The following is a 21,875-nucleotide window of genomic DNA, read 5'->3' as shown; positions in this document are numbered from 1 at the left end:
AATAATAAAAAATTTAGGAACGCAATGAGTATGAGACAATCTCAGTCTGAGCTTAAAATCGCTCGGCAACAAGTGATGGCGAGTACCCAAATTCTGCAGAATTTGATCCCGCCAACTGTCAGTTATACCACTCAAGGTCATGTGTTAATTATTGGGCCTGAAGATTTAGCGCGTTTGGCTGCAGATAGCCTGTCAACGATGGCAAGTCGAGTCGTTTTAGCTAACGAGTCTATTACTAGCCAAGATGAAGCACATCTTGAAAAGGTGATGAACGCTGCAGAAGGTGTAGACAGTTTTTACAATAAACTAAAAAGTATTAAAGGCTTTTTAGGTCAATTTCAGGTCAGTGTTGAGTCCGATGCTGGGGGCGTGGCTGAGCTAAGCGTTGTTGCGATCCGTCAAGCTCACTTCGACATCATTCTCGATTTAAGTTCAACGCCTTGCATTAACCTTGAAATGCTGCCTGCAGGTTATTTCTATGTGGGTCAAGATGCTAACAAATTAGCCGATGCCATTGAGCAAATACCTGATTTAGTCGGAGAGTTTGATAAGCCCAGATATGTCAAAGTAAACAGTGACATTTGTGCCCACCATCGAAATGGTATTAATGGCTGTAATCGCTGTTTGAACTTCTGTCCGGCGGATGCAATCAGCAGTATTGAACAGAAAATCGAAATAGACCCTTATCTTTGCCATGGTGCTGGCAGTTGTACCAATTTATGTCCAACGGGGGCTATCAGCTATGATTTGCCTACGCCAAAATCTTTGCACTCCTATCTTGAAAAATTAATCAGTCGTTACCGTGCTGAAGCACAGGTCGCGCCAGTCATATTATTTCATGACAATATTCTCGGCAGTGAGCTGATTACAGATACGTTATCGGGTGATGTGCTGCCAGTCGCAATGGAAGAGATTACCGTAGCCAGTATTGATCATTGGTTAGCCGCATTGGCCCATGGTGCAAGGGAGGTGTTAGTCCTTAACACCGACGCGACCGCGCCGACATTGACGCAAATGCTTCAAGGTGAATTAACCTTAGCTAATCGTATTCTTGATGAAATGGGTCAGCCGCAACGCTTACGCCTTATTTCGGCATCAGACCTTGCTACGCTTGAACAACCTTTAGCCATCAGTACAACTTGGCCTGTTATTGTGCCAATGACAGTGATAACAGATGCTGGAGCCAGTAATGCCAAGCGAGACATCTTGTACCAAGCCATTGACCATTTAAATAGTCAGGCTGGTGCAATTCAAACTCAACTTGCTTTGCCAAATGTGCCTTATGGTCAGGTGAAGTTAAATGTTGATAAATGCACCCTGTGTATGTCGTGTGTCTCAACCTGTCCGACTCAAGCCTTAAAAGATGGTGGCGAATCGCCAGCATTACGCTTTGTTGAGCAAGATTGTGTGCAATGTGGTTTATGTGAAAGTTCATGCCCTGAAAACGTAATTAGTTTAGTGCCACAAATTAACTTTGACCAACAAAGTCGCCAAGGGGTTACCACCTTAAAAGAAGAAGCGCCGTTTGAGTGTATTCGATGTGGTAGTGCATTTGCGACACAATCAATGGTGCATAAAATGGTTGAAATGGTCGGTGCGCACAGTGCATTTAGTGCCAACATTGAAAGATTAAAAATGTGCGGTGATTGCCGCGTAAAAGATATGTTTGAAGACATTCTTCAAGATCCAGAAAAGCAATTGCGATAAGAGATCCGCTATGACCCAAATAGAAAGAGAAATCAGCGAAAACGATCAACTAAGAGCCGATATTTATCAGCTATTAGCCGCATTGCTACGTCGTCATCCAAGCGAAGAATTATTACAATTTTTAGCGGATTTAGATGTAGAAGCCGATGAAGGCAATGCAATGAATCAAGCATGGATTGCTTTAAAAACAGCAGCAAAAACCAGTGATGTGACTACACTTGAAGACGAGTATTTCAGTATTTTCCTAGGTGTAGGCAGTGGTGAAATTATCCCTTATGGTAGTTGGTTTATGACTGGCTCATTAATGGATAAACCGCTAGCACTGTTACGTAATGACCTAATGCAAATGGGGTTTGAGCGTGAAGACAATGTCAAAGAGCCTGAAGATCATGTTGCAGCATTATGTGAAGTTATGGGGATTTTGATTTTAGAAGCCCCAGGTTATCGCCAGCTGGCATTTTATCAACGTCACATTGGCTCTTGGATTAATCGTTTTTGTGAAGCATTGGCGAAAACACCCAGTGCCAAGTTTTATCTGCCCGTAGCGCAATTAGCCAAAGCGTTTTTTGAGGCAGAAGTAAATGAATTTGACCAACTGAGTTTGAATATACCGGTTAACTGCCCAGGCAGTGAAGAACTTGAACCGGTAACAGACGAGGTCGTGCAAGTAAACTAATGGTTTATGGCATCACGCCAGTATTAAGCCATTCATGCCCTAAGTGATTAGGGTGATTTCAACAAGGAGAAACTATGAAGAAGCAAGCTTCCGACATGGGTCGCCGTCAAATGCTAAAAGCCTTAGCGTTAGGCAGCGTAGCAGGTGCGGTTGCCAGTGTGAGCGCCCCTGTATTAGCGGCCTCACCCAAAGCAACGGACGAGCCATCGGGCAATAACTACAGAGAAACAGAGCATATTCGTAACTACTATGCCTCGTTAAGTAAATAACTAATAGGAGAGGGTGAAATGCGATTAACCCGTAAATCTGACACGGTCGCAAAAGCTGAAAAGCCAGGCCTAGGACTTAACCGACGTCAGTTCCTCAAGTCAGCCAGTTTGGCGACAGGTGGAATTGCAGCAGCGTCAATGTTAGGTGCCGGCATGATGCGAAAAGCTGAGGCCAAAGATGTACCGCATAACGCGCCAACTGAGATTAAACGTACCATTTGTTCTCACTGTTCGGTGGGATGTGGAATATACGCAGAAGTGCAAAATGGAGTGTGGACGGGTCAAGAACCCGCGTTCGATCATCCATTTAACCAAGGTGGGCATTGTGCCAAAGGTGCTGCTTTACGTGAGCACGGCCATGGTGAAAAACGCCTTAAATATCCAATGAAGCTGGAAGGCGGAAAATGGAAGCGTTTATCGTGGGAACAAGCCATTGAAGAAGTTGGCCAAAAAGCATTAGATATCCGTGCTGAATCAGGTCCAGATTCTGTTTACTTCATGGGTAGCGCGAAGTTTTCAAACGAGCAAGCTTATTTATACCGCAAATTTGCTGCGATGTGGGGCACTAACAATGTCGACCATTCTGCACGTATTTGTCACTCTACCACGGTAGCCGGTGTTGCAAACACTTGGGGTTACGGTGCGCAAACTAACTCGTTCAATGATATCCGCAACTCAAAATGCATGATGTTTATCGGCTCTAACCCATGTGAAGCGCATCCAGTTGCGATGCAGCACATATTAATTGGTAAAGAGCGCGGCGCAAAAATCATTGTTGTTGATCCTCGTTTTACTCGTACAGCGGCTAAATCAGATGAATATGTCCATATTCGTCCAGGTACTGACATTCCATTTATTTATGGTTTGTTATGGCACATCTTCGAAAATGGTTGGCAAGATGAAAGCTTCATCTCACAACGTGTATACGGTATGGAACGTATTCAAGAAGAAGTGAAGAAGTACCCTCCTGAAGAAGTTGAGCATGTTGTGGGTGTGCCAAAAGCACAAATGTACCGCGTCGCTAAAATGATGGCTGAAACTAAGCCTGGCACCATAGTATGGTGTATGGGTGGTACTCAGCATCACGTGGGTAACGCGAATACTCGTGCATATTGTATTCTTCAATTAGCCCTTGGCAACATGGGTGTTGAAGGTGGCGGAACAAACATTTTCCGTGGTCACGATAACGTACAGGGCGCAACTGACTTTGGTTTGTTATTCGATAACTTACCAGGCTACTACGGCTTAACCTCTGGCGCTTGGGATCACTGGGCAAATGTATGGGACCTAGAACCAAGCTGGATTAAACAACGTTTTGATCAAACGGCTTACTTAGGCCAAGATCCACAAACATCAGCGGGTATTCCATGTTCACGTTGGCACGATGGCGTGTTAGAAGACAAAACCAAAATTGCGCAAAAAGACAATATTCGTCTTGCGTTTTTCTGGGGACAGTCAGTAAACACTGAAACCCGTGGTCGTGAAGTGCGTGAAGCATTGAACAAAATGGACACAGTAGTGGTTGTCGATCCATTCCCAACTATGGCGGGTGTCATGCACCAACGTCAAGATGGTGTTTATCTATTACCTGCAGCGACTCAGTTTGAAACTTATGGTTCTGTGTCAGCGTCAAACCGTTCATTACAGTGGCGTGACCAAGTTATTGAACCACTATTTGAGTCATTACCTGATCACGTGATCATGTATAAACTGGCGAAAAAATGGGGCATTGCTGAGCAATTGTGTAAGCATATTGCTGTTAATAACGATGAGCCAAATGTTGAAGACGTCACCCGTGAATTCAACAAAGGTATGTGGACCATTGGTTACACAGGCCAAAGCCCAGAACGTTTGAAAATGCACCAACAAAACTGGGGCACCTTCGATGTGGATTCACTTGAAGCACCAGGCGGTCCAGCTAAAGGTGAAACCTATGGTTTACCTTGGCCTTGTTGGGGTACACCAGAGATGAAGCATCCTGGTACGCAAATTCTGTATCGCACAGGTCGTGAAGTCAAAGACGGTGGTGGTAACTTCCGTGCACGTTACGGTGTTGAGCATAACGGCAATAATATTCTTGCTGAAGGTTCATTCTCTAAAGGTGCTGAAATTCAAGATGGTTACCCAGAGTTTACTGCCGACATGCTAAAACAGCTTGGCTGGTGGGATGATTTAACCGCTGAAGAGAAGAAACACGCTGAAGGTAAAAACTGGAAAACTGACATTTCTGGTGGTATTCAGCGTGTGGCAATCAAACATGGTTGTATCCCATACGGTAACGCGAAAGCGCGTTGTATTGTGTGGAACTTCCCTGATGATATCCCACTACATCGTGAGCCGTTATATACCCCTCGTCGTGATTTGGTTTCTAAATACCCAACTTATGATGACCGTATGGTTGCGCGTCTTCCGACTCTTTACAAAACCATTCAAGACAAAGACTTTGCTAAGGATTACCCGTTAGCACTGACATCTGGTCGTTTGGTTGAAATGGAAGGCGGCGGTGAAGAAACACGTTCGAACCCATGGCTTGCTGAATTACAGCAAGAAATGTTTATCGAAATGAGCCCTGCAGATGCAGCAGATCGCGGTATTCGCGATGGTGATACTGTATTTGTACATGGCCCTGAAGGTGCGAAGATCACTGTAAAAGCAATGGTGACGCCTCGTGTTATCGCTGGTGAATGTTTCATGCCTTACCACTTCGCTGGTGTGTTTGAAGGTGAAAGCCTTGAGAAAAACTATCCAGAAGGGACAGTCCCGTATGTGATTGGTGAGTCAGCTAACACAGTGCTGACTTATGGGTATGATGTTGTGACTCAGATGCAAGAGACAAAAGCCTCTTTGTGTCAGATCAGCAAAGCCTAACTTGATGAGGAGATAAGCCATTATGGCAGTCATGAAATTTTTGTGTGACACCAAACGCTGCATCGAGTGTAACGGTTGCGTCACAGCATGTAAGAACGAAAACGACTCTGCTTTAGAGTGGGGTATTCAACGTCGCCGCGTGGTGACAATTAACGATGGTCAACCAGGTGAAGCGTCTATTTCAGTGGCATGTATGCACTGTACCGATGCACCTTGTATGGCTGTTTGTCCGGCAGATTGTTTCTATCGTACAGAAGATGGCATTGTGCTACATGACAAAGATACTTGTATCGGTTGTGGCTATTGCTTCTACGCTTGTCCATTCGGTGCGCCGCAGTTCCCTAAAAAGACTGCATTCGGTAGCCGCGGTAAAATGGATAAATGTACTTTCTGTGCGGGTGGCCCAGAAGAAAACCATTCAGATGCTGAGCGTCAAAAGTACGGTGCAAACCGTATTGCTGAAGGCAAGCTACCAATGTGTGCTGAGCTATGTGCAACAAAAGCACTGCTTGCGGGTGATGCTGGTGTGGTATCTGACATTTATCGTCAGCGTATGGCACAGCGTGGTAATCCAAATGTGATTTGGGGTTACAACCCAAAAACAGGCGAGATGATCTAAACCCAAAGTATGGGCTGCGGTTTTTGCAGCCCAATGAGGAGTGACAATGTTAAACACATCGTTAAACAAATCACTGCGGATGATGTTTGCTTTGTTAGCGCTGATAATGTCTATCGGTTTAGTGATGCCGACGGCACATGCAGCGGATGAACAATCGAGTAAACAACAAACAGCGACTACCAGCGATGCAGATCTCTGGCGAGCAGTGAAGGCGGGTGAGTCAGGTTACAGTACTGATAAAGCACTTGAAGCCAATGTGTTAATTAATAAAGCCGGTAATCAAGGTAAAGAAATACGTAATACGTATTTAAAACCTGCCATCGTTGTCGCAATATTTGGCATATTTGGTGCGTTTTTATTCTTTTATCTTGTTAACGGTCCAGCAAAACTTGCCCATGGCTTTTCGGGTAAAATGATGGAACGTTGGACCAAGGCTGACATTAAGTTGCATTGGATTATGGCCATTACGTGTTTCATATTAATGTTTACCGGCGTATTTATTATGCTTGGACGACATTTTATTGAACCATACGTTAGTGAAGGTTTATGGGCAGGTATTATTGCTGCCAGTAAATTCAGCCATGATTGGGCAGGACCGGTTTTCATCGTGTCTTGGTTAATTTGTATGATCAAGTGGATGCCATTACAAACCTTTAAGATGTATGACTTAAAATGGTTTTTAGTGGTAGGCGGCTATATCAACTTTGGCCCGTTTAAAGGCAAGCATCCCGATAGTGGTTTTGCCAATGCTGGTGAGAAAATGTGGTTTTGGACCTTAGCGATATTTGGTCTATTTATCAGTATTTCTGGGTTGATTCTAGTTTTACCACTGCTTGACTTACCGCGTGAAGCCTCAATCGCTACATTGTTGGTTCATGGTATTTGTGCTGCTATTTTAATCGGTTTTACCATTGTACATATTTGGATGGCAACGGTACTGAGTGAAGGCGGTATGGAGTCGATGATTTCCGGCTATTGTGATGAAAACTGGGCTATTCAGCATCACAACTTATGGTATGACGAGTTGAAAGCAAACAACGCGATTAAATATCAAGATTGATTGAATTGAATGCTTGATTGATAAACACCTCAAAGGTAACTTTGGGGTGTTTTTTTATCCAACTACTCAACGGAGACAAAACAGTTTCATAACCACTGTTTTTCAGTTATTTAACATCTTAAGTCACTGAAAAATAATTTAATTGCTCATTTATAATTTCAAACATTAAGATTGTGATCTAATAAGCATTTTAGGCTTTTTTACAAATAAAAAAGCGTTAAACCCCCATTGTGATCAACAAATCGACTTGCGTTTATCTCTACTATCTCTCCCGACATTAAACGACACGTTTGAACGTTCGTAAGCCAGTGTTTCAACAATAAACGAGCACTGATTCGACTTTATCTTGAAAGCAATGCCTTTCAATTGGAGATGATATGAGTAAACAACAACCAGATCTTAATCGCAGATCTTTGTTGAAAGCCTTAACCCTAGGTGGGACTGCAGGCGTAGCCATTGCAGCGACCGGTATTAAGGTTGCCCATGCAACAGAAACCAAAACAACTACATCCAACACCCAAGGTTATCAAGAAACCGCGCATATTCGCAGTTACTACGATAGCTTACGCGGTTAGTTTAGGAGCAAGTAATCGATGAAATTAACTCGTAAGTCAACTATCGCCCCTACTGCAGACTCACCAAAGCTTGGCATCAATCGTCGCCAATTTATGAAGCAAATGGGTGTGACTACAGGTAGTATCGCCGCAGCGTCAATGCTAGGTGCGGGTATGATGCGTCGTGCCGAAGCCAAAGATGTTCCACACAATGCACCGATTGAAATTAAGCGCACGGTTTGTAGCGCATGTGCTGTGGGATGTGGTTTGTATGCTGAAGTGCAAAATGGCGTGTGGACAGGGCAAGAGCCAGCATTTGACCACCCATTCAATGCGGGTGGACATTGCGCCAAAGGTGCTGCTTTACGTGAGCATGGCCACGGTGAAAAACGTCTAAAATACCCAATGAAATTGGTAGACGGTAAGTGGAAAAAACTTTCTTGGGAGCAAGCTTTTAACGAAGTTGGCGACAAGATGATGGAAATCCGTGAAGAGTCTGGTCCTGATTCGCTTTACTTTATGGGTAGCGCTAAGTTTTCAAACGAAGGCTGCTACATGTATCGTAAATTTGCAGCCATGTGGGGCACTAATAACGTCGACCATTCTGCTCGTATTTGTCACTCTACCACGGTAGCTGGTGTTGCTAACACCTGGGGCTACGGTGCGCAAACTAACTCTTTTAACGATATTCAAAATGCCAATGCGATTTTCTTTATTGGGGCTAACCCAGCTGAAGCGCATCCTGTGGCTATGCAGCATATTTTAATCGCGAAAGAGAAAAACAACGCCAAAATTATTGTTGTTGATCCTCGATTCTCACGCACTGCTGCGCACGCGGATCTGCATTGTGGTTTACGTCCAGGTACCGATATTCCATTCATCTACGGTATGTTGTGGCACATTTTTGAAAATGGTTGGGAAGATAAAACGTTCATCAAAGAACGTGTTTTCGAAATGGAAAGCATCCGTGAAGAAGTGAAAAAATTCCCACCTAAAGAAGTCGCAGACATTACTGGCTGTAGCGAAGAAGAAGTTTATCAAGCTGCTAAGTTAATGGCTGACAACCGTCCAGGTACCGTGGTGTGGTGTATGGGTGGTACGCAGCATCATGTTGGTAACGCCAACACACGTGCTTACTGTATTCTGCAATTAGCCTTAGGCAACATGGGGGTATCGGGCGGTGGTACTAACATCTTCCGTGGTCATGATAACGTCCAAGGCGCAACAGACTTAGGGTTACTGTTTGATAACTTACCCGGTTATTACGGTTTAACCTCAGGTGCATGGGATCACTGGACCAACGTGTGGAGCCTTGATATCAATTGGGTTAAATCACGCTTTGACCAAAATGAATATCTTGGCCGTGTGCCTATGAATACTCCGGGTATTCCTTGTTCTCGTTGGCATGATGGTGTGCTAGAAACACCTGAAAAGCTCGCACAAAAAGATCGTGTACGTATGGGCTTCTTCTGGGGACAGTCGGTTAACACTGAAACCCGTCAATCAGATGTACGTGATGCACTCGATAAAATGGATACGGTTGTTGTTGTGGATCCTTTCCCAACAATGGCGGGTGTTATGCATCGTCGTCAAAACGGGGTTTACTTGCTACCAGCATGTACTCAGTTTGAAACCGAAGGTTCTGTGTCTAACTCTGGCCGTAGCCAGCAGTGGCGCGAAAAAGTGATCGAGCCGTTATTCGAATCGAAAACCGACCTAGAAATCATGTACCGTTTATCGCAAAAGCTTGGCTTTGATAAAGAGTACACCAAGCGTATCGCTAAAGACGCAAATGACATGCTAGTGATTGAAGACATTACTCGCGAAATTAACCGCGGTATGTGGACTATCGGTATGACAGGTCAAAGCCCTGAGCGTATTAAGTTGCACACCCAAAACTGGGGCTCGTTCAGCAACAAGACACTTGAAGCTGCAGGTGGCCCTGCAAAAGGTGAAACCTACGGTTTACCTTGGCCATGTTGGGGTACGCCAGAGCAGAAGCATCCAGGTACCCAAATTTTATACAATACAAGCAAGCACGTTAAAGACGGTGGTGGTAACTTCCGAGCACGTTACGGTGTGGAATATAACGGTAAAAACATCCTTGCTGATGGTAGCTTTTCAAAAGGTGCTGAAATTGAAGACGGTTACCCAGAATTTACCGCTGACATGTTAAAACAACTTGGCTGGTGGGATGATTTAACCGCTGAAGAGAAAAAGCATGCAGAAGGCCAAAACTGGAAAACCGACATTTCAGGTGGTATTCAACGTGTGGCAGTCAAGCATGGTTGTATTCCTTACGGTAATGCTAAAGCGCGCTGTATTGTTTGGACATTCCCAGATCAAGTGCCTGTTCACCGCGAGCCGTTATACACGCCGCGTCGTGACTTAGTGGCTAAGTACCCAACCTATGATGACATGCAAGTGCATCGCCTACCGACCTTGTACAAGTCTATTCAAGAGAAAGACACTGCGGCTAAGTATCCATTAGCACTTACCTCAGGTCGTTTGGTTGAGTATGAAGGTGGTGGTGAAGAGTCTCGCTCTAATCCTTGGTTAGCAGAACTTCAACAGCAAATGTTTGTTGAAATTAACCCTGCCGATGCAGCTGATCGCGGTCTTCGTGATGGCGACACAGTGTGGTTAGAAGGCGCTGAGGGTGGCCGCATTAAGATTAAAGCTATGGTGACACCAAGGGTTAAACCAGGCGTTACCTGGATGCCTTATCACTTTGCGGGTGAGATGCATGGCGAAAGTTTAGCGCAAAATTATCCCGAAGGCACAGTGCCTTACGTTATTGGTGAGTCAGCTAACACTGCAATGACTTATGGTTATGATCCTGTCACGCAGATGCAGGAAACCAAAGCATCGCTTTGTCAGATTGAAAAAGCGTAATTGCAGTTTAAGCGAGGAGAAATGCCAACATGGCTACAATGAAATTTTTATGTGATACCAAGCGCTGCATCGAATGTAATGGCTGTGTCACTGCATGTAAGAACGAAAACGACTCTGCATTAGAGTGGGGTATTCAACGTCGTCGCGTTGTTACCATTAACGATGGTGTGCCAGGTGAAGCCTCTATCTCAGTGGCCTGTATGCACTGTAGTGATGCGCCTTGTATGGCAGTGTGTCCAGCCGATTGTTTCTACAAAACAGAAGATGGCATCGTACTGCACGACAAAAATACCTGTATTGGCTGCGGTTACTGTTTTTATGCTTGTCCTTTTGGGGCACCTCAGTTCCCACAAAAGTCAGTATTTGGCGGTCGTGGCAAAATGGATAAATGTACATTCTGCGCCGGTGGCCCAGAAGAAAACCATTCAGATGCTGAACGTAAGCAATACGGTTCAAATCGTATCGCTGAAGGTAAGTTACCTATGTGTGCGGAGCTATGTGCAACTAAAGCGCTGCTTGCAGGTGATGCTGGCGTCGTGTCGGATATCTTCCGTGAGCGTGTTGCTTCTCGTGGGTCTAACAAGGCAATTTGGGGATAATCCCTCATTGTGGCGTTAGTCCAAATGTGCGCCTAGGTGTTTGCTTTGCAAACACCTAGTGACTCAAAAGGATGTAGCATGAAAAAAATACTTATTGCATGTGGTGTGGCGATTACCTTGTTTTTCAGCGTGATGGCATTAGCTAATGCAACCACTGAGGTTGAACAAGGCGCGACAGAAGGTCAAATTTGGTCACAGTTGAAAGATGGTGCTCAAGGTGTGACAACATCGACCGGCCAAGCACATAATCAATTGATCAATACCTATGATTTACGTGTGTTTGAGCTGCGTAGTGATTTATTGGCGCCAGCATTAATGGCAGCGTTATTTGGAATGATCATCATATTTGTGCTGTTTATTAAAGTAAATGGTATCTCAAAATTGCACGGTGGTTTTTCTGGTAAGTTAGTCTATCGCTGGTCCAAGTTTGATGTATCGATTCACTGGTTAGGGGCAATACCTTGCTTGCTGCTCATCTTAACGGGCTTAACCCTATTAGCTGGACGCTTTTTCTTCCAACCTTATGTGAGTGATGGTGTGTGGGCGGGCATGATCAACGCTGCTAAATTGATTCACGACTATATGGCGATTCCCTTCGTTGTAGGTTGGTTTCTAATGACCGCGTTGTGGGCTAAAAACCAAATGCCGAAAATGTATGACCTCAAGTGGATGCTGGTGGTTGGTGGATACATTAACTTTGGTCCGTTTAAAGGCAAGCATGCTGATGCAGGTTTTGCTAACGCGGGTGAAAAAATGTGGTTTTGGGCGTTTGCATTATTTGGCCTAGTCATTTCTGCATCAGGTATGTTGTTGTTATTCCCAAACCTGTTTGAACCTAGCCGAACTATCAGTTTAATCGCGTTGGTACTGCACTCAGTGAGTGCCATTATTATTACGGCGTTCTCTATTGTACATATCTTTATGGCAACCGTTATGTCTGAAGGTGGTATGGAGTGTATGGTGTCGGGCTATTGTGATGAAAACTGGGCAAGTCAGCACCATAATTTATGGTATGACGAGATCAAAGAAAACGGCACCTTAAAATACAAAGAGTAATAAACAGAGTTACTTAATATTTGGGTAAACGTTAAACACCTTGTTGGCATGCTAACAAGGTGTTTTTGTTTATATCAATCTACTTTAAGGCTCACTTAAATAGACCTTTTAGGTAAATTGGCTTTCACATGTGACGAGATAAAATTTTACTCGAATGGGGATTATTCGGGTAAAATGCCTCCCCCCTTATTGAGTATTTATTTAGGCGAATTTTTAATGCAAGTTAACCGCATACTGCTGACCGCGATAGGCAGTGTTTTACTGGCGATGATCACCATTCAATCTGGTGCGTCTTTAGCAAAGCAGCTTTTCCCGTTAGTAGGGCCAGAGGGCACCACCGCATTGCGTTTGGGCTTTGCTGCAGCAGTGCTTTGGTTGGTATTTCGTCCCTGGCGAGCTTTGCCTCAGGGGCGAGATTGGCGCAGTATTATCGTCTATGGCTTGTGTCTAGGTGGTATGAATATTCTGTTTTACCTTTCCATCGATAGGATCCCGTTAGGAATTGCCGTTGCGCTTGAGTTCACTGGGCCTTTAGCCGTTGCCTTATTCGGCTCGAAACGTAAAACCGATTTATTTTGGGTTGCCTGTGCGATTGTGGGAATTTTGCTGTTGATGCCCGATATGTCCAGTGCGCAAGGGCTGGATATTACAGGGGTTATTTTAGCGTTGGGAGCGGGTGCGTGTTGGGCGGGCTATATCCTGTTTGGTACCCGCACCGGAAAACAAGCCTCAGGCGGTATTACTGTCGCCTTAGGGATGACTGTTGCTGCCATTGTTTTAGTGCCAGTTGGAGCTATAAGCCAGGGATTAGCGTTAATCAGTTGGCAAGTTTTACCGCTAGGGTTACTGATAGGCATATTGTCGAGTGCCTTACCTTATTCATTAGAAATGATCGCCCTAAGAAATATGCCTACACAAACTTTTAGTGTGTTGATGAGTCTTGAGCCCGCGATAGCGGCATTGGCAGGTTTGGTGATTTTAAGTGAGCAATTAACTTTGTTGCAGTGGTCAGCCATCGGCTTAGTGATTATCGCCTCATTAGGCAGTAGCTTTACCCCTAAAAAAGCCGTTGAAATGGGAGTGTAGCGCTGAAACTGTTTAATCAAAGTAATGTATGCAGACGTCGTTTAAAGCCATAGGATTGAAAGAGATATGGTTGTAACTATTAGCAGACATGTAATTAAATTCATTCAGAATGAAATTTTCTTAACTATATGAATTAATATCGATAACAGCACCAGTGTCGGTGGTAAATTAAGCTACACTGGGTGTTGAAATAGTGAAAAGGATTTTCATATGGGCTTTTCTAACAATGGTTAAATTATTCTTTCGCGCTAAATGTGTGCATCGTGTATGTGTCATTTTGCTGATCTGTGGTTGTGTGCCTTCGGTTTATGCCACAGATCACTTCATTACCAATCAACCAGAGTCCACAAAGGATGCTCGGTATCAGTATACCTACGAACTATTACAGTTAGTTATTGAGGCCACGCAGGCTGATTTTGGTGACGCAACGTTGACGGTTGCGGATATGACAATGAGCCGAAATCGAGAGCTAAAAGCGTTAGAGCAGGGCGAAATGATCAATGTGATGGCAGAAGCCAGCAACATTGAATGGAATAATGCATTATTGCCAATTTATATCCCCATACGTAAAGGTGTTCAAGGTTTTAGGTTATTTATCATCAATCAAGATGATGTCGCTAAATTAAAGGCTGTTACCTCTTTAGCGCAATTAATGTCTTTACCTACAGGATCGGGTAGTCAATGGACTACCAAGATTGCGATGCAACAAGCGGGTTTTAAAGTGGTAGAAAGTGTTCACTATGAAAACCTGTTTAATATGTTGTCAAAAGGGCGTTTTATCACGTTTGGCCGCGGGGTAAATGAGGCTTATCAGGAGATAGCTGCTCATCACAGGCTTTACCCGCAATTGACGGTTGATGAAAGTCTAGTGCTGCATATTCCATTAGCAACTTACTTTTATGTTTCACCTCATCATCCGCGATTAGCTGACCGCATTAAAGTGGGCCTCAAACGCATTATCGACAATGGGCAATTTGACGCCTTTTTTTATCGCCACAATTGTGAATGTTTACTGAAAAGTCAGTTGAATAGCCGCTTAGTGCTTAAAATTGAGAATCCATTAGTGTCAGAGCAGCAAATGACCTCAATTGTCGGGGCTGATTTTTTACTTAATCCTAAAAGTGATTTTGCTGCGTTATGTGCGCAATACCAGAAATAGCTAACTAATGACGCTATTAAGCGGTTTGTACTTAAGCGAGTGTTCTGTTTACTTAATCGCCCTAGGTAAAGCTGTTTTTCTGATTCATTTAGTGTGTGGCAGGATTATTGCTCAACTTGATAGCGCATGACTTGATAGCCATTGAACAAAGGCCATTTTTAGTCGCGTTAGTGAAGCTCAGTTTAGCGCGCTGTTGAGATAATGAAGGCTTAGCAAGCCGATGGTAACATCGATATCCGTATGACTTTTTACACTAGATGGTTTGCAATAGGCTAGCTGTGGCAAGCAGTGGCGTCTTAGTATTTTGGCCAAGTTCAAGCTTGATTTATCGCTGTTGAACCTGGCCACCTTACCCTTACTTGAGTTAACTATTTACTCAAGTTGAGGCTGGTCAAAATCTTAGTACGACATTTCTAAAATTTTGCGGCTCATGGCTAAATCCACTTTGCCGGTTTCAGATAATGCTGTCATACCATGGGCTTCAAGTGCGTTCACAACGCTGTCAATTTGAGATAACTCAACATCATGATCACGTAGGCGCGTTTTTAAACCAACCTGTTGGAAAAATGCTTCTGTTTTTACTATGGCTTGCTCAATGCGGCTGTCTTCATCACCTTCGGTAATGTCCCATACACGCTCTGCATATTGCAGTAACTTAGCGTGTTTTTGTTGTTTCAATACTCGCCAAACTGACGGCAACACCACGGCTAAGGTTTGTGCGTGATCAATGTTGAAAATGGCGGTTAACTCATGACCAATCATGTGGGTCGTCCAATCAAATGGGACTCCAGCACCAATCATGCCGTTTAAGGCCGATGTGGCGCTCCACATTAAGTTAGCGCGCGCTTCATAATTGGTTGGCTCTTCTACAGTAATAGGGCCTATCTCAATTAAGGTTCGCATAATGCCTTCTGCGGTGCGGTCTTGCACTCGGGCATCAACAGGGTAAGTCGCATATTGCTCAAGTACATGTACAAAGGCATCGACAACCCCATTAGCCACTTGAATTTTAGGCAAGCTGAAGGTTAACTCAGGGTCTAACATGGCAAAAGTTGGGTAAACATTAGGGTGATTTACAGGGAACTTACCGCCTTGATAGCTAACCACTGCAAACGCGTTCATTTCAGAACCGGTTGCCGGCAACGTAGCAATAACGCCAAGCGGAATAACCTTATCTTCTTCCACAGGCACTGGCGCAAATCCATGGTGAAGCAAGCTGGTGGTATCGCCGTCAAACTGGGTTGCTAGCGCAATAAATTTAGTGCCGTCCATTACTGAACCGCCACCCACAGCTAATAAAAAATCGATTTTTTCACTACGTGCCACTTCAACGGCTTGCATTAGCGTGTCGTATTTAGGGTTGGCTTCAATACCACCAAACTCAATCACAGTGCGATTGCCCAGTGCTGATTTGACTTTATCTAGCGTCCCAAAACGGACAACGCTACCGCCGCCATACGTGATAAGTACTTTGGCATTCGCGGGTACCAATTGGTCTAATTCAGCAATACGGTCTTTGCCAAAAACAACATGGGTAGGGTTACGGTAATTAAAGTTAAGCATACAGGTGTCACCTTATTTGGTTGCACCAGCCACAAGGTGTCGGTGCATGAAGTTAAGTGTGTGTTCGTGACAACAGTCAGCGCCTTGTCATCACAATTAAATTTGATGAAACGATCATAAACTTCTGACACCAAATAAACAGACACATAACTATTGTGTTTGTGCCTATTCCTACCTATTTTTATGTTATATGGCTTATTTGTAGCTTTTTTTATGCATTTTTCTGCTTTAGTGGTAACCTGTTTGAATTGTGTGTAACGAGTGATCGCAATGACAGATATCGCAACATTAATGGCAGAATTAGCGCCAAAAGAAGGCGTGAACCCAACTCACTTAAAAGGTGTGCATGTTTTTAGAGGGTCGCAATATGGTGCACGTGGGCCTATGTGTTATTCGCAGGGAATGCTATTTGTCGGCCAAGGTAAAAAGCGTCTGTATTTAGATGAGCAAACATTCGATTATGACAGTCAAAATGCATTAGTGATGACAGTTCCTTTACCGGTGGAGTGTGAAACCTTTGCCAGTGAACAAGAGCCTGTATTGGTATTAATGGTTGATATAGACCTAGTACAGCTGAACCATATTATTCGCTTACTGGATGAGCATCATCAAATACCTAAAGATTTAAATGAATCGCCGCAACCGGGATATTTTGTGGCACCAACCACAGAAGAGATGGATTGTAGTGTGTTTAGGTTACTGCAAGCTTTACAATCGCCACTCGAAGCTAAGGTGATGGGTGAAGCACTCGTGCTTGAGCTGTTATATCGATTACTTGATAGCCCAAATGCTGCTCCTTTGTATGCTTTGTCGCTTAGTCATACGCGGTTATCTCGAGTTGAAAAAGCGTTAAGCTATATCCATCGGCATTATGGTGAATCAGTTGAAGTGGATACCTTAGCAAGCCTCGTTAACATGAGCCCATCGGCATTTCATCGTTGCTTTAAAGAGGTGACATCTTCATCACCTATTCAGTATTTGAAGAAAATTAGATTAACACGCGCCAAAGAACTACTCCAAGCGCAGCGGTTAAAAGTAAAAGACGTGGCCACGCAAGTGGGCTATGAAAGCAGCGCGCAATTTAGCCGTGAATTTAAACGTTACTTCGACCAAAGCCCGGGTGAGTGTGCTCGCCAATAACAGACAAAAGGCTAATATAATGATCCCAACCAGCATCACTTTTTTTGAATACTTAACCCCACTGGTAGCCAGTGGCGCTAAAACCATTACCATTCGAGACGCATCTGAAAACCATTATGTGCCCGGTTCGCAAGTGGAAGTATTTACCCTTGAAACCCATCAAAAGGTGTGTGATATAACTATTTTGTCAGTTGAGCCATTGGCATTTGATGACATTAATGCGTTTCATGCGCAGCAAGAAAGCCTGCCTTTAGATGAGTTAAAACAGATTATTCAGAAGGTTTACCCAAACCAACAGTCATTGTTTATGATTTCATTTGAGCTGGTTAAGTGAGTGGATTAGTGAGTTTTCTGCCTCCAATAAATTTCTGAAGTGCAATCACTCTGGGTCAGATATTAAGGGGTAACCCAATGTGCAGATAATCCAGCGAGACGCAGCAAGCACATCCTTGTGAGCTTAACCAAAACCAATAACATCCCTGTTAAAAAGCCAGTTCGGCATCCATGCCTCTCGCTCAGAAATGTTTCACTTAGTGAAACTTCGCCTTGTTTTGGATAATCGCTGGCTCATCTGCACCTGATTTTTTGCTTCTTCGATTTAGCTTCATTGATGATTGTGGTAAAAAGCTATATAAAACAGGATAAAAGCTGCTCGGTTAACTGATTGTTATAAAGTTTACCCTGACCCAACTAAATTTATACTGCGGGGAGAAACTGGATTTGAGCGCTACTTGATCAATGGTCAGATGATGCATGACTCTTTAACTTATGAAGAGTTGCTCAATAAATTATCTATCGAAATGATGATTCCAAAGCGATACATTGCAATACAATCATGGAGCGTTTCTTTAGAAGTTTGAAATCTGAGTGGATACCCGCAAGTGGTTATGGGAATTTTACAGAAGCAGATAAAGAGATCACAAATTACATCACTGGATATTACAGTGAGACCAGACCCCATCAATATAATGGTGGGTTAACGCCAAATGAGTCAGAACGTTTATATTGGAATGACTCTAAAACCGTGGCCAATTTTACTTGACCACTACACGCAGCTTTATTAAATTTAGTTGACTACTACACTCTTCATGATGAAAATACCGCGTTTTCTTCGAGATGATTTTGTATTTTATTGATATTAAATCTCGCTTAGCAAACAAATCGATTGGAGAATGGCATCAATGTATCGCATCCTTAGAAGACATACTTGATGTAGGCGTTGCACTTTGAGGAGCATGTGCTTCGACAACTTTTATCACCTCGCATCCATCAACACCAAAATACGATAGGTACCTGATTTATGGCTGATATGTTAGCCCAAGCAAAAGCCCGTCAATGTACCATCGCAATCGATGAACTTGTATATGATCCTGCCTCTCGCCAATTGAGCAAAAATGCTCAAGAAATTGAATTAGAGCCTCGAAGCATAGAACTGCTTGAAGTCTTTTTACAGCAAACAGGTACCCCGATTGCGGCAGAAGACATTATCAGTCGGGTTTGGCAGAGCAATTATATTTCTAAAAATGTCCTGACTAATCGAATTAGTACGCTACGTGCCATTTTTAAAGAGAGCTCGCCTGAACTGGATGCAACAAAATTATTAGTGACTTATCCCAAAAAGGGTTACTACCTCAATGCGACGCGAGTTACTCTAATCGACACCGCTGCTGATCTGATTGCACCATCGAAACCTGTTCAATCAAAGAGAATGATCCATTTGGTTTATATGAGTCTGCTGATGATAGCGGGCTTTTTTATCTATCAACAGTCGCAAAAATCACCCATAATTGCGCCTGTTAATCCGCTCACCGCAACAACACGACAGGATGCTCATATCACGATTGCTGTGGTTGAATTGGTGCTAAACCGAATTCATGTCACCAATAGTGCTGCCAGTCCTTATGTTACAGCGATCAAAACCGCGTTACTTTCACAACTCGTCGCTTACCCCTATATCAATGTGCTTAATCAGGATGATCCAACCTATTTTTTAAGCCCGCTCATTGATAGTGAATATTGGCCTGGCGATGGCAACACCTTATTTTCGGACTACAAACTTAATTTGCGACTCGACAAAGCTCCTACATCCGATCAGCTTACTGCACGGGTTGAGTTGGTGTATCACAGCAGCGAAAAGCAAACGTATCGCGGTGAGTATATTCTCTCTACTGGCTCACTCGACCAAGATATACAAAAGATCACTGATGATTTGATTGATTATTTTAAGTTGCCAGTCATAGCCTCTGCCAATACAGAGCAAACTCATACCTTTATCAATCAAACTTTAGCGCAACAGCTAGATGCTGATAACCCCAGTATGTTTCAGGCCAATTATCTTGCCAGACGACTGTTGCTTGACCCAGAGCTCAAGTCTGATCAAATACAAACTTGGCTCAATCGTATCGACAAGTTGTTTCCTTTCCCGAGTGAAGAAACTGAAATTTGGCTTGGTCTGCTTGATTTTAGAATTGGAAATCATAAACGCGCACGTGAACGCTTGTTGAAGGGGCACTTCAATAATCAAATCGACAACGCATTTATTTATTTAGTGTTGTCAAATATTGCCCTTAAAGATGATAAACCTGAACTTTTCCGTTATTACTACCTTAAATCATTGGTCTCTTTGTCTTTAGTCGTACCGTCGAAAACGGTTTTTGAGCAGTTGTCCCGCGAGAAACTCACGAGTCAATGTTTAGGTGCATGGGGCGTTTTATTCCAAGACAAAGCGCTTACCGCTGACATCCATTCTTGGGCAATGTTTGCTAATTATTGTGAAACAGCCGCCCCATATCTTCCTAAAGCCTCAGCAAAAAGGTCGCAATGAAGCGACCTTTAAACTCTAATTAATGCTGCTTTGTCAGTAACCCTGCACCACCGACTGGATGGGCACCAGCAAGGTGATTGATGGCCATAATATCCTCGCCTTTGGCATCCTCAATAAAGCCTATCTTGATAGTTTGATTAGAAATAATTGCACGCACTAACTCTGCACTCGCACCTTGTTGTTGTAGGTATTGCTGACAAGGTACACTTTCTGAATCATTGATTTTTAAATCAAAATGCATAATAAGTCCCTGCTTTGCACTTACCGCCCCCACTGCGATACATTGTGGATTACCTTGCGCATCAGTCATTGATACAGTCAAGTGCACGGGAGCTGAACCATCACGGGTAAACTTGTACATATCATAGTCTAGTGGACTGCCATAAGCAGAGGGCGTTTCCCACTGACTTGGTAGTAAGCTTGTCATCAATGCCGCGGTTAAAGGTCTTGCTTTGACTTGGATTAATAGTGCCGATAACTGTGGGTTATCGTTAACACGCATCGTAAATCCTTTATCGGTGAACAGCGGTTCGATATTGTCGGCAAATTGATTGGCTTGCAATTGTGCTCTATGAGCATTCGATAGCGGAGTTAACCAAGTATCGCCCCGCTCAATACTGGATTGCTCGATAGTGCACTTACCTTGTCCATCGCGGCTGCAAAAGTTAACTTTGATATTATTGTCAAATGCGCTTAATTGGTTTGCCTTTGCATTGATGTTATACCAGTCTGCTGTAGTTTTTCCGACTTGCTTTACACTGGCTTGCAACTCTTGCTGAGAAGGATAAAGGTCGAGTGCAAAGCCGACACCTACATATTGGCTATAACCGTCGTTACCACGAATAAAATCGCCTTCGTCTTGTGCCAAGCTGAGCAAATAGATCCCTTCAGCATATCTACTTTTGGCTTTAGTGCCGCCATTCTCATCGGGCTTGGGTTTTGTACTGCTGTCTGTGCTTGAACCACCACATCCCATCAACACTGAACTTAACGCAGCAACGAGTAATACACAACGCAACATAAAACACCCTTAACAATAATGGCTAAGCTAGCCTTAACTTAAATTAAGTAACGACAACCGTTACAACTGCGGCGTAATTTAGGTATCGGTATAAAGGAGGTCAAAAAACAAAAGTGAATTAAATAATAATTTAATCTTAATTTTTATTTAATCTATTGATTTATAATGGTAAATGTTGATTGTTGATCAGGTGTGATTTGGCAATGATGTGCTCGTGATATCGATACTTCTCTGTACAACGGATGCCGCTATCACGCTCATAGCAGCATTTTTATGGCGAGTCACTGGATTGACTGCGCCTCATTAGCTTGGCTTATCGATAGCAATTGCAGCATTTATCCAATAGCAATGAAGCCATCGTTCGAAGCGTAAGGTTAATATTGGGGAATGCCTGAAAGCGTGAGACCAGCAATTTGCGCTAGGATTTCCCCATGCATTCTGCTAACAGTTTGACGAAAAAGTCGCTGCCTTTGCGTTCGCAAAAGGCGATATTGCGCTCTGGGATGGTTTCGGGATCGTTGTAGTTAGCAAGGGCTAACTCCATGCTGGCTTCGCGGATGATGTGCAGGGTTGGGTAGGGCGCGCGGTTGGTGAAGTTGGCTGCCCCGTCCTGTGGTTCACCATCGAAACAATAGTCTGGGTGAAAGGTGGCGAGTTGATAACCTCCTCTGCCAGATGAAATGCAACACTTAAGCAGTGCTTTGGCTTAACATAGCTATCGCATACTTATTCAAGCATTATTCATCTAATAAGATAGGCTTATGGGCGCGACACATTTA

General features: G+C 43.6%; 17 protein-coding genes and 2 pseudogenes. 16 read left to right on the top strand and 3 right to left on the bottom strand.

The window, feature by feature from the left end:
- The first annotated feature begins 24 nt into the window (after positions 1-24).
- The 12 genes from NE535_RS17160 (at position 25) to NE535_RS17105 (ending at position 14,548) form a co-directional block, all read left to right on the top strand.
- Positions 25-1,707, top strand: coding sequence for a 4Fe-4S binding protein (locus NE535_RS17160; RefSeq protein WP_261299814.1), 1,683 nt, complete (start codon positions 25-27; stop codon positions 1,705-1,707).
- A 10-nt stretch (positions 1,708-1,717) separates the two neighbouring features.
- On the top strand, positions 1,718-2,383 hold the full coding sequence (locus NE535_RS17155) for a TorD/DmsD family molecular chaperone (RefSeq protein ID WP_261299813.1): 666 nt from the start codon (positions 1,718-1,720) through the stop codon (positions 2,381-2,383).
- A 74-nt stretch (positions 2,384-2,457) separates the two neighbouring features.
- Positions 2,458-2,652 (top strand): formate dehydrogenase, encoded by a 195-nt coding sequence (locus tag NE535_RS17150; protein WP_261299812.1) that lies wholly within the window; start codon positions 2,458-2,460, stop codon positions 2,650-2,652.
- 18 nt (positions 2,653-2,670) lie between these two features.
- The gene (locus tag NE535_RS17145) at positions 2,671-5,520 is read left to right on the top strand and encodes a formate dehydrogenase subunit alpha (RefSeq protein ID WP_261299811.1); all 2,850 of its coding nucleotides are present in this window, start codon (positions 2,671-2,673) and stop codon (positions 5,518-5,520) included.
- Positions 5,521-5,542: 22 nt separating this feature from the next.
- Entirely contained in the window at positions 5,543-6,139 is a 597-nt protein-coding gene (gene fdh3B, locus NE535_RS17140) for a formate dehydrogenase FDH3 subunit beta (RefSeq protein ID WP_261299810.1), read from the top strand.
- Positions 6,140-6,185: 46 nt separating this feature from the next.
- Entirely contained in the window at positions 6,186-7,199 is a 1,014-nt protein-coding gene (locus NE535_RS17135) for a formate dehydrogenase subunit gamma (RefSeq protein WP_261299809.1), read from the top strand.
- A 377-nt stretch (positions 7,200-7,576) separates the two neighbouring features.
- Positions 7,577-7,774: a twin-arginine translocation signal domain-containing protein gene (locus NE535_RS17130; RefSeq protein WP_261299808.1), complete on the top strand. Its 198-nt coding sequence runs from the start codon at positions 7,577-7,579 to the stop codon at positions 7,772-7,774.
- Positions 7,775-7,792: 18 nt separating this feature from the next.
- Positions 7,793-10,648 carry a molybdopterin-dependent oxidoreductase gene (locus NE535_RS17125; protein ID WP_261299807.1) on the top strand — a complete coding sequence of 952 codons (2,856 nt, stop codon included), beginning with the start codon at positions 7,793-7,795 and terminating at the stop codon, positions 10,646-10,648.
- Between the two features lie 29 nt (positions 10,649-10,677).
- The gene (fdh3B, locus tag NE535_RS17120) at positions 10,678-11,247 is read left to right on the top strand and encodes a formate dehydrogenase FDH3 subunit beta (protein ID WP_261299806.1); all 570 of its coding nucleotides are present in this window, start codon (positions 10,678-10,680) and stop codon (positions 11,245-11,247) included.
- A gap of 78 nt (positions 11,248-11,325) precedes the next feature.
- Entirely contained in the window at positions 11,326-12,303 is a 978-nt protein-coding gene (locus tag NE535_RS17115; RefSeq protein WP_261299805.1) for a formate dehydrogenase subunit gamma, read from the top strand.
- 216 nt (positions 12,304-12,519) lie between these two features.
- On the top strand, positions 12,520-13,389 hold the full coding sequence (locus NE535_RS17110; RefSeq protein WP_261299804.1) for an EamA family transporter: 870 nt from the start codon (positions 12,520-12,522) through the stop codon (positions 13,387-13,389).
- Between the two features lie 226 nt (positions 13,390-13,615).
- Entirely contained in the window at positions 13,616-14,548 is a 933-nt protein-coding gene (locus tag NE535_RS17105) for a hypothetical protein (RefSeq protein WP_261299803.1), read from the top strand.
- A gap of 399 nt (positions 14,549-14,947) precedes the next feature.
- Here NE535_RS17105 and NE535_RS17100 read toward each other — a convergent pair whose 3' ends face one another.
- The gene (locus tag NE535_RS17100; protein ID WP_261299802.1) at positions 14,948-16,111 is read right to left on the bottom strand and encodes an iron-containing alcohol dehydrogenase; all 1,164 of its coding nucleotides are present in this window, start codon (positions 16,109-16,111) and stop codon (positions 14,948-14,950) included.
- A gap of 270 nt (positions 16,112-16,381) precedes the next feature.
- Between NE535_RS17100 and NE535_RS17095 the strand changes: the two genes are divergently transcribed.
- The 4 genes and pseudogenes from NE535_RS17095 (at position 16,382) to NE535_RS17080 (ending at position 20,075) form a co-directional block, all read left to right on the top strand.
- The gene (locus NE535_RS17095) at positions 16,382-17,251 is read left to right on the top strand and encodes an AraC family transcriptional regulator (RefSeq protein ID WP_261299801.1); all 870 of its coding nucleotides are present in this window, start codon (positions 16,382-16,384) and stop codon (positions 17,249-17,251) included.
- A gap of 19 nt (positions 17,252-17,270) precedes the next feature.
- The gene (gene yqfB / locus NE535_RS17090) at positions 17,271-17,585 is read left to right on the top strand and encodes a N(4)-acetylcytidine aminohydrolase (RefSeq protein ID WP_261299800.1); all 315 of its coding nucleotides are present in this window, start codon (positions 17,271-17,273) and stop codon (positions 17,583-17,585) included.
- A 492-nt stretch (positions 17,586-18,077) separates the two neighbouring features.
- Positions 18,078-18,293 (top strand): annotated as a pseudogene (locus tag NE535_RS17085) (integrase core domain-containing protein); the annotation flags it as partial.
- A gap of 258 nt (positions 18,294-18,551) precedes the next feature.
- Entirely contained in the window at positions 18,552-20,075 is a 1,524-nt protein-coding gene (locus NE535_RS17080) for a winged helix-turn-helix domain-containing protein (RefSeq protein ID WP_261299799.1), read from the top strand.
- Between the two features lie 19 nt (positions 20,076-20,094).
- Here the strand turns inward: NE535_RS17080 and NE535_RS17075 are convergent, their stop codons facing one another.
- A complete protein-coding gene (locus NE535_RS17075; protein ID WP_261299798.1) occupies positions 20,095-21,096 on the bottom strand; it encodes a hypothetical protein in 1,002 nt (333 codons plus the stop codon).
- 418 nt (positions 21,097-21,514) lie between these two features.
- Positions 21,515-21,763: pseudogene (locus tag NE535_RS17070) on the bottom strand (DUF1415 family protein); the annotation flags it as partial.
- Positions 21,764-21,875: the final 112 nt, after the last annotated feature.

Source organism: Shewanella holmiensis (assembly GCF_025370255.1).
Classification (GTDB): domain Bacteria; phylum Pseudomonadota; class Gammaproteobacteria; order Enterobacterales; family Shewanellaceae; genus Shewanella; species Shewanella holmiensis.
Note: the sequence above shows the minus strand (reverse complement) of the source record. Positions and strands in the feature narration are given on the sequence as shown.

Coding starts and splice junctions, on each gene's coding strand:
- NE535_RS17160 (WP_261299814.1), top strand. CDS start 25: ATGAGTATGAGACAATCTCAGTCTGAGCTTAAAATCGCTCGGCAACAA.
- NE535_RS17155 (WP_261299813.1), top strand. CDS start 1,718: ATGACCCAAATAGAAAGAGAAATCAGCGAAAACGATCAACTAAGAGCC.
- NE535_RS17150 (WP_261299812.1), top strand. CDS start 2,458: ATGAAGAAGCAAGCTTCCGACATGGGTCGCCGTCAAATGCTAAAAGCC.
- NE535_RS17145 (WP_261299811.1), top strand. CDS start 2,671: ATGCGATTAACCCGTAAATCTGACACGGTCGCAAAAGCTGAAAAGCCA.
- fdh3B (WP_261299810.1), top strand. CDS start 5,543: ATGGCAGTCATGAAATTTTTGTGTGACACCAAACGCTGCATCGAGTGT.
- NE535_RS17135 (WP_261299809.1), top strand. CDS start 6,186: ATGTTAAACACATCGTTAAACAAATCACTGCGGATGATGTTTGCTTTG.
- NE535_RS17130 (WP_261299808.1), top strand. CDS start 7,577: ATGAGTAAACAACAACCAGATCTTAATCGCAGATCTTTGTTGAAAGCC.
- NE535_RS17125 (WP_261299807.1), top strand. CDS start 7,793: ATGAAATTAACTCGTAAGTCAACTATCGCCCCTACTGCAGACTCACCA.
- fdh3B (WP_261299806.1), top strand. CDS start 10,678: ATGGCTACAATGAAATTTTTATGTGATACCAAGCGCTGCATCGAATGT.
- NE535_RS17115 (WP_261299805.1), top strand. CDS start 11,326: ATGAAAAAAATACTTATTGCATGTGGTGTGGCGATTACCTTGTTTTTC.
- NE535_RS17110 (WP_261299804.1), top strand. CDS start 12,520: ATGCAAGTTAACCGCATACTGCTGACCGCGATAGGCAGTGTTTTACTG.
- NE535_RS17105 (WP_261299803.1), top strand. CDS start 13,616: ATGGTTAAATTATTCTTTCGCGCTAAATGTGTGCATCGTGTATGTGTC.
- NE535_RS17100 (WP_261299802.1), bottom strand. CDS start 16,111: ATGCTTAACTTTAATTACCGTAACCCTACCCATGTTGTTTTTGGCAAA.
- NE535_RS17095 (WP_261299801.1), top strand. CDS start 16,382: ATGACAGATATCGCAACATTAATGGCAGAATTAGCGCCAAAAGAAGGC.
- yqfB (WP_261299800.1), top strand. CDS start 17,271: ATGATCCCAACCAGCATCACTTTTTTTGAATACTTAACCCCACTGGTA.
- NE535_RS17080 (WP_261299799.1), top strand. CDS start 18,552: ATGGCTGATATGTTAGCCCAAGCAAAAGCCCGTCAATGTACCATCGCA.
- NE535_RS17075 (WP_261299798.1), bottom strand. CDS start 21,096: ATGTTGCGTTGTGTATTACTCGTTGCTGCGTTAAGTTCAGTGTTGATG.